15 protein-coding genes are annotated in these 13314 nt (G+C 59.1%); 9 read left to right on the forward strand and 6 right to left on the reverse strand.

Annotated features, from left to right (window positions below; genetic code table 11):
* The first annotated feature begins 15 nt into the window (after positions 1-15).
* Positions 16-534, forward strand: a complete 519-nt coding sequence (locus QSV77_RS13340; protein WP_142840780.1) for a hypothetical protein — start codon at positions 16-18, stop codon at positions 532-534.
* A 12-nt stretch (positions 535-546) separates the two neighbouring features.
* On the opposite strand, the gene QSV77_RS13345 is transcribed toward QSV77_RS13340, so the two are convergent.
* Positions 547-1257 (reverse strand): YoaK family protein, encoded by a 711-nt coding sequence (locus QSV77_RS13345; RefSeq protein WP_142840781.1) that lies wholly within the window; start codon positions 1255-1257, stop codon positions 547-549.
* Between the two features lie 201 nt (positions 1258-1458).
* Between QSV77_RS13345 and QSV77_RS13350 the strand changes: the two genes are divergently transcribed.
* From QSV77_RS13350 to QSV77_RS13385, 8 genes are all read left to right on the forward strand, one after another.
* Positions 1459-2400, forward strand: a complete 942-nt coding sequence (locus QSV77_RS13350) for an ABC transporter substrate-binding protein (RefSeq protein ID WP_302733768.1) — start codon at positions 1459-1461, stop codon at positions 2398-2400.
* Between the two features lie 143 nt (positions 2401-2543).
* Positions 2544-3317 carry an ABC transporter permease gene (locus QSV77_RS13355; RefSeq protein ID WP_302733769.1) on the forward strand — a complete coding sequence of 258 codons (774 nt, stop codon included), beginning with the start codon at positions 2544-2546 and terminating at the stop codon, positions 3315-3317.
* The gene (locus QSV77_RS13360) at positions 3317-4102 is read left to right on the forward strand and encodes an ABC transporter ATP-binding protein (RefSeq protein WP_142840784.1); all 786 of its coding nucleotides are present in this window, start codon (positions 3317-3319) and stop codon (positions 4100-4102) included. The genes QSV77_RS13355 and QSV77_RS13360 overlap by 1 nt, the downstream gene beginning before the upstream one ends.
* Before the next feature lie 35 nt (positions 4103-4137).
* A complete protein-coding gene (hutC, locus tag QSV77_RS13365; RefSeq protein WP_302733770.1) occupies positions 4138-4875 on the forward strand; it encodes a histidine utilization repressor in 738 nt (245 codons plus the stop codon).
* A 192-nt stretch (positions 4876-5067) separates the two neighbouring features.
* Complete coding sequence (gene exbB / locus QSV77_RS13370) at positions 5068-6276, forward strand: tonB-system energizer ExbB (RefSeq protein WP_142840786.1); 1209 nt, start codon at positions 5068-5070, stop codon at positions 6274-6276.
* Between the two features lie 6 nt (positions 6277-6282).
* Positions 6283-6768 (forward strand): TonB system transport protein ExbD, encoded by a 486-nt coding sequence (gene exbD / locus QSV77_RS13375; protein ID WP_302733771.1) that lies wholly within the window; start codon positions 6283-6285, stop codon positions 6766-6768.
* Positions 6765-7691, forward strand: a complete 927-nt coding sequence (locus QSV77_RS13380) for a TonB family protein (protein ID WP_142840787.1) — start codon at positions 6765-6767, stop codon at positions 7689-7691. Before exbD ends, QSV77_RS13380 begins: the two co-directional genes overlap by 4 nt.
* A 129-nt stretch (positions 7692-7820) precedes the next feature.
* Positions 7821-8810: an Ldh family oxidoreductase gene (locus QSV77_RS13385; protein ID WP_142840788.1), complete on the forward strand. Its 990-nt coding sequence runs from the start codon at positions 7821-7823 to the stop codon at positions 8808-8810.
* Between the two features lie 222 nt (positions 8811-9032).
* Here QSV77_RS13385 and QSV77_RS13390 read toward each other — a convergent pair whose 3' ends face one another.
* The 5 genes from QSV77_RS13390 to QSV77_RS13410 form a co-directional block, all read right to left on the reverse strand.
* Positions 9033-9278 (reverse strand): LuxR C-terminal-related transcriptional regulator, encoded by a 246-nt coding sequence (locus QSV77_RS13390; RefSeq protein ID WP_302733772.1) that lies wholly within the window; start codon positions 9276-9278, stop codon positions 9033-9035.
* A gap of 467 nt (positions 9279-9745) precedes the next feature.
* Entirely contained in the window at positions 9746-10786 is a 1041-nt protein-coding gene (locus QSV77_RS13395; protein WP_302733773.1) for an AraC family transcriptional regulator, read from the reverse strand.
* A gap of 93 nt (positions 10787-10879) precedes the next feature.
* A complete protein-coding gene (gene phnN / locus QSV77_RS13400; RefSeq protein WP_161991290.1) occupies positions 10880-11473 on the reverse strand; it encodes a phosphonate metabolism protein/1,5-bisphosphokinase (PRPP-forming) PhnN in 594 nt (197 codons plus the stop codon).
* Entirely contained in the window at positions 11470-12606 is a 1137-nt protein-coding gene (locus QSV77_RS13405; RefSeq protein WP_271360510.1) for an alpha-D-ribose 1-methylphosphonate 5-triphosphate diphosphatase, read from the reverse strand. Before QSV77_RS13405 ends, phnN begins: the two co-directional genes overlap by 4 nt.
* Positions 12603-13301 carry a DUF1045 domain-containing protein gene (locus QSV77_RS13410; RefSeq protein WP_161991291.1) on the reverse strand — a complete coding sequence of 233 codons (699 nt, stop codon included), beginning with the start codon at positions 13299-13301 and terminating at the stop codon, positions 12603-12605. The genes QSV77_RS13405 and QSV77_RS13410 overlap by 4 nt, the downstream gene beginning before the upstream one ends.
* Positions 13302-13314: the final 13 nt, after the last annotated feature.

Consider the following 13314-nt stretch of genomic DNA (forward strand, 5'->3'; position numbering starts at 1 on the left):
AGGCTGGCCGCCCGGATGATCGCAACATCCATAACCGAAACGGATGCAAAGGAAAATGCCGTGCGAATCGCTATCGTTGTCGCTCTTCAGACACTGGTTCTTCTGATGTTTCCGGTGGCGCTGGCGGCACAGCAGCAACTGGTGAACGATCCCGAGATTTATGAAAAGGACCATTTTCGCAACGAGTGCAAGGTGGCGGCGTTTGGTGACGATTTCGTTACACGGCTGGATATCAATAATGACGGCCTGATGGATGCCGTCGTTAATCACGGTGTTCTGGATTGCGACGGCGAAAAAGGCCGCGCCTGTGATGATGAGGGATGCCCCTATAATTTCTACGTCCAGGTAAAAGAGGGTGGTTATCTGATGATCGCCACAGCCCGGATTTACGGCTACGATTTCATCAAGCGTTTCGGCAACATGGTCTTCGTGCTGAAAATGCATCCGCGTTATTGCGAACGCACCGACAAGGAGCCCTGCCTGATGACGGTGCGGGTGCGCGGCACGAAATTCGTCACCATTTCGCGAAAGTGACGGCGGCAGCCGTTACGGCGCAATTCGCCGGATTTTGACCCGCTGATTGTATCGCTGGCGGAGCGAGCGCGGAATGACGAGGGTTGCGAAGGCTATGGCGAAAACCGAAGCCGCAACCACCCACAGCGCATCCGAATGCAGCGTCGCGCCCAACACCGCACCGCAGATTGCGCCGGTGAGCATGCCAAGCCATGGCACGATCTGGATGCCCCAGTCGAGGCTGCGTTCGCCGAGAAGAAAGCGACCGATGCCGCGGCCGAAACGGGAAAGAGCGCCGGTCACATAGGTGAGGCCGATCGGCAGCCCCTCAATATGCTCCACGGCGGCATTGACCATGCCCATCGCAAAAACGACGAGATAAAATTGCAGGAGACCGGAGGCCTCGTCGCGCAGCAGCGCTGCAATCGCCACCAGCCCGCCCACCGCCATAAGAACTGCGAAGATGCGCCGGTCGAATTTATGCGCCACCACGATGCCGCCGGCATTGCCCGCCACGAAAGCAACGATGGCGAAAAGCAGTTTGGCAGCGTGGGAGTATATGCCTGACTCCATGGAGACTGCGGCGCGCGTCGTGTTGCCGGTCATGAAGGAGACGAAATCTCCGGAAACGTAAAGACCCACCGCATCCGTCATGCCGGCGATGAAGGAAATGGCGGCAACCAGCGCAATGCCGGTTCCGGTGCGCCTTGCCTTGATGATGTTGCGACGTCTCTGTCTGGTCATGGCAGCCCGATGGAAAAACGGCGGACCTGTGCAGGTCCCTGTCACTCTATGTGTAGGACGGTAGGCGACCGATTTGCAATCTTTCCGGCAGCGCGCAAGCGCCTCTACTTTGTCTAGACAAATCTAAAAACCCTGCCTACGATGCCTCAAATAAAGCGATAAAAAACGTCGCACAAAAATAAATCAAAAGGGGTTCAGATCATGAAAAAAACGTGGGTTCTCGCCACAATTGCATCGCTTTTCTCATCCGCTTCCGCCTATGCTGAAACATCGGTCACCATCGGCATGTCCGGCTGGACCGGATTTGCGCCGCTGACACTTGCCAAGCAGGCGGGCATTTTTGAAAAGAACGGCCTGAAGGTCGATATCAAGAAGATACCGCAGGCCAGCCGGCATCTGGCCCTTGCGTCGGGTGATATCCAGTGTGCTGCCACCACGGTGGAAACTTGGATCGCCTGGAACGCCAATGGCGTGAAGTCCACGCAGATTTTCCAGATGGACAAATCCCATGGGGCTGATGGTATCGCGGTGCGCGGCGACGTCTTAAACGTCGCTGATCTCAAGGGCAAGACGATTGCCGCTTCCGCGCCGGGCACCTCCCCCTATTTCTTCCTTGCCTGGATCCTCAAGGAAAACGGCATGACCCTGAAGGATGTCAAGGTCGTCAACCTTGAGCCGGGACCGGCCGCGCAGGCATTCGTCGCCGGCCAGAATGATGCGGCCATGACCTATGAGCCTTATCTCTCCACCGTGCGCGCCGCGCCCGACAAGGGGAAAATCCTCGCCACGACGCTCGATTATCCGGCCGTCATGGATACGTTCGGCTGCACGCCGGATTTCCTGAAGGACAATCCGCAGGCGGCGAAGGCTCTGGCGGACAGCTATTTCCAGGCGCTCGACCTCATCAAGACGGACCCTGAGAAGTCCTATGCGACGATGGGCGCGGATGTGAAGCAGGCGGGAGAGGCCTTTGCAGCTTCTGCAAAGTTCCTGGAATGGCAGGACAAGGCCGCCAACCAGAAGTTCTTCGAGGGCGAATTCAAGACCTTTTCCGAAAAGTCGGCCGATCTGCTTCTCGAAATCGGCGTGATCAAGTCGAAGCCCGATCTTTCGACGCTCGCAGATACGTCCTTCATCAAGTAACGCGCACAGGCGGCTACATTCCCTTGCCGGAATGTTGTCGCCAATGACATGCAGAAAAGCGTCTTCCACGCCGGGAATGGTGTGGAAAGCGTTTTGAGGGCGCGGCGCAGCTGCCGCGCCGGTTCTCCCAGACAGGCGACAGAATGCAACCACTTCAACCCATCAGGAACAGCACGAGAATTGCCCTCGGCATTCTGTTCTTCGTGCTGTTTTTCTCCGCCTGGGGCCTTGCCACGCTTGGGGGCTTTGTATCCCCGACCTTTCTGGCGGACCCCATCACCATGCTGAAGGACGGCATCTATCTGCTGACTGATCAGGGCTTTGCCGGCGATATCGGCATGACCATCTGGCGCGTGGTGGGCGGTTTCGTGCTGGCATCCGTGGTCGCCGGGCCGCTCGGCATCGCTATGGGGGCATATAAGCCCATCGAAGCGTTGCTGGAGCCCTTCGTCTCCTTCGCCCGCTACCTTCCGGCATCCGCCTTCGTGCCGCTGCTCATTCTCTGGGCCGGCATTGGTGAGATGCAGAAACTGCTGGTTATCTTCATCGGCGCGGTTTTCCAGATCATCCTGATGGTGGCCGTGGCGGTTGCCGGCACGCGACGGGACCTTGTGGAGGCCGCCTATACCCTCGGCGCAAAAGACAGAGGCGTGGTCCGCCGTGTTCTCATTCCCGCCAATGCGCCCGATATTGCCGAAATCCTCCGCCTCGTCCTTGGCTGGGCCTGGACCTATGTCATCGTCGCCGAACTCATCGGTGCTTCCTCGGGCATCGGTTATATGATCATCAACAGTCAGGCGCTGATGGCAACCGGGCAGATCATCTTCGGCATCATCGTCATCGGTGTTATCGGCCTCATTTCCGATTTCGCATTCAAATCGCTGAACCGGAAGCTTTTCGCCTGGAGGCTTGCCTGATGAGTGAACTTATTATCAAGGGCGTCAGCCGCACCTTTCCGGGCGTGCAGGGCGGGCAGCCGACGCTGGCCTTGCAGCCGACCAATCTGGAAATACCGCGCAATGATTTTGTTACCATCCTAGGCCCGTCGGGCTGCGGAAAATCGACCCTGCTGCGCATCATCGCCGGGCTTGACCGTCCGACGACCGGCGAGGTCCTGCTGTCCGGCCGGGCGGTGACCGGACCGGGTGCGGATCGCGGTATGGTATTCCAGTCCTACACGTTGTTTCCCTGGCTGACGATCCGGGAAAACGTCGCCTTCGGTCTGCGCGAACGTGGTGTGGCCGAGAAGGAAAAATGGGAGATCGTCGATAGCTATATCGACAAGGTCGGCCTGCGCGGTTTTGAAAACCATTGGCCGAAACAACTGTCCGGCGGCATGCAGCAGAGGACCGCCATTGCCCGTGCTTTGGCGAACGGCCCGAAAATCCTGCTGCTTGATGAGCCTTTCGGCGCTCTCGACAACCAGACGCGCGGGCTGATGCAGGAATTGCTGCTCGGCATCTGGGAGCGGGAGCAGAAGACCGTCATTTTTGTCACCCATGACATCGAGGAGGCAGTCTTCATGGCGTCGCGTGTGGTGACAATGTCGGCAAGGCCGGGGCGCATCAAGTCGATCACGCCGGTCGACCTGCCGCATCCGCGTCACTACACCGTTAAGGCCAGCCCGGAATTCTCGCAGCTGCGCGCGAAGCTGACGGAGGAAATTCGCAGCGAGGCGATTGCCGCCGCTGCCCATGGCTAGTTGATCCAGCGAACCGGGAGGAGAGAAGCATCGGGATGAGGAGTACAGGTGCCGATCTTCAGGAGAAATCACTGCACGAGCGCATCCGCAACGATGTCGAGCGCCATATCATGTCGGGCGAATGGCCGCCGGGATACCGTATTCCTTTCGAACACGAGATGACACGGCAATACGCCTGCTCGCGCATGACGGTGAACAAGGCGTTGGGCGAATTGGTACAGCGCGGCCTGATTGAAAGACGCCGGCGGCTCGGCACCTTCGTTCGCCAGCCCCATGCGCAATCGGCCGTGCTGGAAATCCATGATATCGAGCGGGAGGTTCAGGCGCTCGGCCTCGTTTACGGATACCGTCTCGATAAGCGACGTCTGCGCCCCGCGGGTGAAAAAGACAGTGAGGCAATGGCGCTTGCCGCCGACGCGCGGGTGCTGGAGCTCACCTGCACGCATTTTGCCGGCGGCGTTCCCTTTTGCCTTGAAGAACGCATTATAAATGTCACTGCCGTCCCGGAAGCGGAAGTTGCGGATTTTTCGCAGACCGGTCCGGGCACCTGGCTGTTGAAGATGGTGCCCTGGAGTGCAGCCGAACATCGCATCAGCGCCGTCTCCGCCGATCGCAAGAATGCGGCGGCGCTGGGCATCGCATCCGGTGCGGCCTGTCTGGTCATAGATCGCCGCACCTGGCACGGGACGGACTATGTCACGAGCGTTCGTGTGACCTATCCCGGCGACCGGCACGCCCTCGTGGCGCAATTTTCGCCTTCGCAAAACACCTGAAGCCACTCGGACAGTCACTTTTTTGTAAAGAAGAGTTTACGCGTCGTCTTTTAATAATATAATAGTTGTCAAAAGAACTCAGGTTTATTATCGGAACGTCAAGCTTTCACGACGGCATCCGTTCATGACCCCGGCTTTCAGAAACCGGCCAATCTGCGGATGAGTTCATCGACGGAATCCGGGATAAAAATTATGTCAGCTGAGACCTCCACTTCTTCCGCATCCTTCAACAGGGCAAACAAAACACGGCACGTTTCCCTTGCTGCGGCAGTTACCCTGCTGGCCGGGCTGAGTGCCGGCGCGGTTTTGGCTCAGACAGCATCCGAGCCCCAGGCCCAACCTGCACCTCAGGCGGAAACGGTTCAGCCTGCCCAGCCGCCGGTGGAAACGCCCGCAACGCCAAGCGCTCCGGCGCTCCAGCCTGTCACCCCGCCTTCCGCAACCACACCGGAACAGCCGGCTGCCACACCCGCCCAGCCGCCATCGAACCAGCCTGCACCCGCTCAGTCCACATCTGAAGGTGCTGCGCCGCAGCCGACGCAGACCGAGCAGCCGCCTCAGGCGAACGGAACACTTGCGCCGAACGAAGTCTCTACTCCGGTAGAGCCCGCCAATCCCGAGCCCACCAGCGCCCAGCCTACTAGCGCCGAACCCACAAGTGCCGAACATCGTGCTGATATCCCGCATAACCTGTCGCCATGGGGCATGTTCATGGCTGCGGACTGGGTCGTGAAGGGCGTGATGATCGGCCTTGCTTTCGCGTCGCTCGTCACCTGGACGGTCTGGGTGGCGAAGTCTATCGAGCTCGCGGGTGCGCGGGTGCGTGCCGGTGCAACACTCAAGGTCATTCGCCGGGCGAAAACCCTGACTGAAGCGACTGATGCCGTCGAAAACAAGGGCGGACCGGCGGCACTCATGCTGCGCATGGCAACCCATGAAATGCAGCTTTCCGATGCGGTGGTCGAACACACGGACGGCGGTGGCATCAAGGAGCGTGTCTCCTCGGCGCTGTCGCGTATTGAGACCCATGCGGGTCGCCGCATGTCGCGCGGAACCGGTGCTCTCGCGACTATCGGTTCCACCGCTCCCTTCGTCGGCCTGTTCGGCACGGTCTGGGGCATCATGAATTCCTTCATCAGCATTTCGGAATCGCAGACCACCAACCTTGCCGTCGTGGCGCCGGGTATTGCCGAGGCGCTGCTCGCCACCGCGATCGGCCTCGTTGCCGCTATTCCGGCGGTGGTGATCTACAACGTCTTTGCCCGCTCCATCACCGGTTACCGTCATCTGCTGGCGGATGCCGCCGCCGGCGTGGAGCGTCTCGTGAGCCGCGATCTCGATTTCCGCCGCATTCCGCCGGGCAGCACCAGCAAGCCCGCAGTGTCGCTGGTTGGACGGTGATCGGTCATGGCTGGCGGTATTCGCGAAAATAGTGGAGACGATCTCTCCGAAAACCACGAGATCAACGTCACGCCCTTTATCGACGTGATGCTGGTTCTGCTCATCATCTTCATGGTGGCTGCGCCGTTGGCCACGGTGGATGTGAATGTCGATCTCCCCGCATCCACCGCCAAGCCGGCGGAGCGTCCGGAAGAACCGCTTTATCTGACGGTCAAGGACGATCTCTCGCTTAACCTCGGCAATGATGTCGTTGCCCGGGAAGCACTGGCGGCCTCGATTGACAGGCAGACGGGCGGCAAAAAGGATACGCGCATTTTCCTGCGCGCCGACAAGGCCGTTGACTACGGTCACTTCATGGAAATTATGAACCTGCTCAGGGATGCCGGTTACCTGAAGATCGCCCTGGTGGGTCTGGAAAATGTCGGTGCGGCATCGCCGCCCGCCAATGCCGCCCAACCCGCCGCGCCGACGGCGCCGGGATCGGCGCCATGACTGAAAACGGCTACCCGCAGTCCCGACATTCCCGTCTGGGGGAAGTGACGCTGTGGTCCGCCGCGGCGCTGCTCATGCTGAGCGTTCATGCCGGTTTTGCCTATTATCTGATGCAGGAACCGGAAGAACTCGATGCCGGCGGGCCACCGCCAGCCGCGATCATGATCGAGATGGCGGCGATACCGGAAGCCGTCAACACTGAAGAAACGACACCGGCGCAGGATGTCGAGGACGCCGAAGAGGTAAAGAGCGACAACAGCCAGCCGATGGAGGAACCTCCACCGGAAGAGCCGCCGCCACCGGAACCGGTTGCGGAAACGCCGCCGCCGGAGCCTGTGCAGCCGCCGGAACCGCCGGTTGAGGAGATTGTCGAGCCACAGGAAATTCCTGAGCCGGTAGAGCAGATCGACCCCGTGCAGGAACAGATGATGGCGGAACTCGAAAATATCGAGGTTCCCTTGCCTGTCATTCGGCCGCCACCGCCGCCCGTTGAAAAGAAGGTCGAGAAGAAAGAACCGGAAGAAAAGAAGAAGGTCGAGCGCCAGCGCCCCAAACCGCAGCAGGCATCGGAATTGCGCGAAACGGCCAAGGCCGAGGCACAGCAGTCCGACAGGACAGCGGCATCGCGCAACAATGCCGGTTTCTTCTCATCGTCGTCTGCCTCACCGGCAAAGTGGGGATCGAAGGTTCGTTCCCATATCCAGCGGCGCAAGCCACGTTCGCTTCGCAGTGATGCAATGACGGCAACGGTGCGGTTCAGGGTCAATGACGCAGGCGCGATCAGTGGGGTCAGCGTGGTCCAGTCCACCGGCGATTCCTCAATCGACCAGCAGATTGCGGCCTGGATCCAGAGCGCGTCACCCGTGCCTGCTCCGCCTCCGGAAGCAAGCAAGACGATCACGCTGCCGATCAGCATCCGCTAGAACCCGTTTAAATTAACGGGCATGTCCACTATTCCTCACGCGCACATCCGTTTGCGCGTGAATAAGATTTCGCGAATGTTTTCGATGGTGTAGGTCTTTGTCGACTTTACCAAGCAGAGGCATTCCGGAATGAAATTCTCAATCGCAGAGGCGGAGGATCTCGTCTCCTCTATCTTTGAGCGCAACGGCGTTCTGCCGCAGAACGCCCGCTCAGTGGCGAAGGCGCTCGTCGCATCCGAAGCGGCAGGCCAGAGCGGTCACGGTTTTCGCCGTATCCCCGTTTATGTCCGCCAGGCGCGGGTGGGAAAAGTCGATGGCAAGGCGCGGCCGGTGGCGACGCGCGTGAAGCCGGGTGTGCTGTCGATCGACGCCAACCACGGTTATGCCTATCCGGCGATTGATTGCGCGCTGGAGCAGTTGCCTGAAATGGCCCGGCAGCAGGGCATTGCGCTTGCCGCCATCCATCGCTCCCATCACGCCGGCGTCATGGCATTAACTGTCGAACGTTTTGCCGAGATGGGTCTTGTTGCGCTGATGTTCGCCAATGCGCCGGCATCCATGGCCCCGTGGGGTGGCAACAAACCCCTTTATGGCACCAATCCAATCGCATTCGCGACCCCGGTTGGCGACGTTGATCCTCTGGTGATCGATCTGGCGCTTTCCAAGGTAGCACGCGGAAAGATCATGGCGGCCCGTCAGAAGGGCGAAACTATTCCGGGGGACTGGGCGCTCGACAGAAACGGCCGGCCAACCACCGATCCTGAAGAAGCCATCGAGGGAACCATGGTGCCCGCCGGCGAGGCGAAAGGTGCCGCACTGGCGCTGATGGTGGAAATCATGGCCGCCGCGCTGACCGGAGGAAATTTCGCGTTCGAAGCCTCTTCCCTTCTGGATGACAAGGGCGCGCCACCGTCACTCGGCCACACGATTATCGTCATCGATCCCGTATCCTCGGGTGGTGCAGTCTTTACTGAACGACTGGCGCTCATCGCCGGTGAGATAGAAAAGCAGGAGAATGTGCGTTTGCCCGGCCGCCGTAGCCAGGGCGTTCGCCGGCAGGCGCTGGAAAGCGGCATCGTCGTCGAAAGCGATATCCTTGCTGAAATCCAGTCGCTTTAAACAGTTGTAAAATGAAAACCCGGCGGACCTGATGATCCGCCGGGTAAACCGTTTATGGCCGCTTTGCATTTGCGTCGATATGGACCGGAAATCATTTCCGGCCCGCTTTTGGTCCGCCATCCCGCCATCAAAATGAGGGGATTTTGACGCAGAAAGCCGCTCATCCGGTTTGGGCTTACGGGAAGGGAACGCGTCCACATAAGCCGCTGGAGCGAAAAAGCCTCAGATATCCTGCTCGATCAGGCCACGCAGCAGGGCAATGCTGACGGCATTCAGCAGATTGGTGGCACCCAGCCGGTTACGCACAGCTTCCAGCGCGTCCTTCACCTCTGCCTCGGTCCCACCGGTCACAAGGGCGATGTGGGAGGGGTGTTTACCCCGTGCCACCAGTCCCAGATAGTGCCGTTCCCGGTCCGACAGGGCGATCTCGCGCGTCTGGCGATGTTCATGCGGCGTTTTTAAAGACATGTTCTTTCTGCCTCAAAAGAGATTGACCTTCCCGGCGGTGCGGTCAGGTAATAATTTCATTCCCCGAGGCCCGCCCACGAACGTTCTGTCTGCACGCGAAGGGAAACGTCAATTTCGCCAATAGGTTTCATCTGGCACCAGGAATATGCAATAATGGCTGCTTTCGCAGCCAGCTGGCCCCGCATCGACGTTGTTCCGGGGCACAGGGAGTGCTGCCACACTGACATTCGCAAAACCGGGCTCGGTTCTGGATCAGAACAATGTGCAGATTCAAAGCTTTGGAATGTTTTCCGTCAAACCCTAAAGGCCACGCGGCGCTCTAATAGGCGATATACTGCGCCGATAGAATAACATCTCGCGCCAAGTTTTGCGCTTTTATTGTTATGTTTCGGCACAGGAGCCGGAAAAGCCGACATAATTCTGAATTTTAATGTGCAATTTCGAAATATTGGTGCGAAAAATCTGTATTATCCGGTGGAATGATGCGCGTGTTTCTTGCGAATATCCGTCGGGGTTGCCCCAAACCAGCGGGAAACGGAGCGCGAAAACGCGCCGGGCGTCGAATAGCCCAAGCGATAGCTTATGTCGGAAACCGAAAGGTCGCTTTCCACCAGAAGCTTGAAGCCGGCATTTTTGCGTATGGCGTCTTTTATCTCGTTGAGATTGGTGCCAAGTTCGGCAAGCCGCCGCTGAAAACTCCGTTCGGAAAGATTGAAGTAGGGGGCGATTTCGCCAAGCGAAAGCTCCGCATCCGACAGCCGCATCTGCATATACCGCTTTACCTGATCGATGAAATGTGTTGCATCCGCCGATGTTTCCGGTCGCAACATCCGGCATTGCAGGTTCATCAGTTCGAACAGCCGCTCATCTGCGTTCGGATTGGCCACGTCGAGGAGCGACACAGGAATACGTATCGTGTGGATCGCCTGTGAGAAGCTGATCCGTTTGGTCATTCTTTCTTTAAATAGCTGAATATTATTCGGTTTCTGTCGCTCTAGACCGATTTCGACCTGATTGATCCGATCGCCCAGAATATCGCGAAGACGCTGGATCAGCACTGTGAGGGAAAGATCCACATATTGATCACGCTTGGCAATGACAGGTGCGAAGGACCAGGAAAGCGTTACATGTGTGGTATCCGCGACCATGGTGAAATTGCTATTGTTGGTCGCGTAATAAACGTGATCCTGAAGAAACCGCAGGAAAGCCCGCACCGTCGGCGCGCTGATCAAACCGTAACCAAATGCACCGGATGCGCCGGCCGGAAAAGCGGAGGCGCATTGCAGCCCGAAGGCGTCGTCACCGGAAATCAGGGCGCAGGTTTCGAGCAATCGGCATAATCTGTCGAGACTTATGCGCTCCGTCAGACTGTCGAAAGTGGCGGGATCAATATTAAGAGCCTTGCAGATGGGGACGATATCGATCCCCCGCGACTGCGCATAATTGCTAACGCCGGCGGCCAGACCAGCCACCACAGTTATCTCGTCACTGACCCTCTTTTCGGGCATCCCTCGCCTTGGCGTACCATGTTTGGAATTTGTCGCCTGATGGTAAGCTTTGCGTGACCTTTTGTCGAGCGGTCCGGGCCTCAGATATCAAGATCAGTCGCGGCCGGCGCTTTGTTCCAATACCTGCATGATGGTCTTGCCCGCATCTTCGATCGCGCCGCTATTATCCACCGTCGTCACGTCAAAATCTCCGACGACCGCAAGCGAGCTGCGTTCCAGCCGCCGTAGAATATCCTCGCGGCTTTCCCGTCCGCGCTGTTCCAGCCGCCGCGCCAGCACTTCCGGCCGGGCGACAATGTTCACCACCCTGAGGCGGGAAAAGGCGGAGCTGAACTCAGGCAAAGCCGAGCGGGAACCGTTGGCGATGACCACGTCTCCCGCCTCAAGCTGGCGATAGACCGCAGCCGGAATACCATATTTCAGCCCATGCGCCTGCCAGGAGACGGCGAATGCGCCCTCATCCTGCAGCCGGTTGAACTCCTGCATCGAAACGGCATCGTGATTTTCGCCGCCCGCATCACCACTGCGGGTAATCACCCGGCGGGTGAAGTGGAAGCCGGGCCGTCCGGATAATTGCGTTGCCGCATAGTCCATCAGCGTATCCTTGCCGGCCCCGCTTGGGCCGACAACCACAATCATCGTGCCGGGCGTTTTCTCGCGCCGGCTGCCTTCTCCGTTGCCGGTCATGCCACGCGCTTGCCCTGACGCCAGACCGAGCGGGTGACCGGTACGCCATCTTCGCGGTGAACCCGAACCAGATCGGCCCGCAATCCCGTGGCGATACGGCCGCGGTCAAGAAGACCAACGGTGCGAGCCGGTGTGGCGGTGACCATACGGAGCGCTTCAGGCAGGGTGATGGCTTCCACCTGATCGGCGAGCAGGAACGGTGCGAAAAGCAGGCTGAACGGCACATAGTCGGAAGAAAGAACATCCAGCACGCCGATCTCGGCGAGATCGCGAGCTGCGATGTTGCCGGAATGGGACTTGCCGCGAACGATATTCGGAGCGCCCATCAAGACACTCATGCCGGCGCTATGCGAGGCTTTTGCAGCCTCGACGCTGGTGGGGAATTCCGCCAGTTTAACACCGTGGCCAATGGCTTCGCCCACATGCGCTTCGGTGGCGTCGTCATGGCTTGCGACGGTGATGCCGCGCTTGGCGCAGCTGGCGGCCAGATAATCCCGGTGCTTGGCGGAATATTCGGCCGATGCGGCCTGCCGCCGGCGCACGAACTCGCCAAAAGCCTCGTCGCTCAGCCCGCGCTTCTTCTGGTAATAGAAGATGTACTGGTCCATCGACTGGAACTGGCGCTGGCCCGGGGAGTGGTCCATCAGCGAAATCAGCCGCACACGCGGATCGGTTTCGAAATCTTCGAAATGTTCCAGCACATCGGCGGAGGCGACCTCACAGCGCAGATGCAGCAGGTGATCTGCGCGCAGACGGTTCTGATCCGCCGCCGCTTCGATGGCATCAGCCATTTCCCGCATTTCGCCCTTTTTGAAGCCGCCATCCTCATCCGAGCCGAGCCGCAGGCAATCGAACACGGTGGTGATGCCTGATGACGCAACCTGTGCATCATGGGCCTGAATGGCGGCAATCTTGTCCCAGATCACGCCGGGGCGCGGTGAATAGTGCTGCTCCAGATGGTCGGTGTGAAGTTCTACCAGACCGGGGATCAGGAAGTCGCCTTCGAGGTCTTCCCCGGTTTTGGAGGCGCCTTCGCTGATATCGGCAATCTTGCCGTCGCGGATCAGAACGGATCCCAGAATGATATCGTCTTCCAAAACGATACGGGCATTGGAGAGGGCGTGCTCGGTCATGGGTTCGCATCTTTCTTTGGCTGCTGGCCAAGCGGGTGCCAGCGATGAACGGTAAAGGGCGCGCCGCGCGTTTTTTCGATGAACAAAGCGAGGCCGGAAATGGTGAGAGGCTGATCGACGAATTCGGCAAAACGCGCCGAAAGTACCTCCTGCATGGCGGGCTGGTCGTCTTCGTCGATACGACCGGTCAGCGTCATGTGAAAACGGAAGTCGTCCATGACATGCGGATACCCCCAGAGCGACAGATTTTGCCGCTGGCTTTCCGTCAGCATCTGTGGCCGTCGGCGGGCGATATCGGTCTCGGACAGAGGCGCGCGAAACCGGTCAAAATGGTCGACGATCTCGGCGGCAAAATCCTGCAGCGGCTGGTAGGTCCGGTCTGGAACCAGCGCGAAAAACGGCCCGAGCGCGCCAACGACGACACGCGGAATATCGAAGGCCGGCTGGCTTGCGGCAAAACCTTCGACAGCGGCAAGAAGCTCGGCCTCGCTGTATTTTTCGGCAAGCTCGAAGGGAGCCTTCAGGGTCGCGTGGAAACCGTAACGGCGGGGTTCTTCCGTCATGTCCGCATAGGCGTCATGGTCATCATGCAGCGTACCGGAAAATGCATTGCGCCCAAGCCAGCGCGACGCTGCTTCAGTCAGCGGATGATCTTTAGCCGGAGAAAAATAGATGGCGTAGCGCACGGCAAGCACTCTTCAGTGTCAT

The organism is Agrobacterium sp. V1 (assembly GCF_030518355.1).
Classification (GTDB): Bacteria; Pseudomonadota; Alphaproteobacteria; order Rhizobiales; family Rhizobiaceae; genus Agrobacterium; species Agrobacterium cucumeris.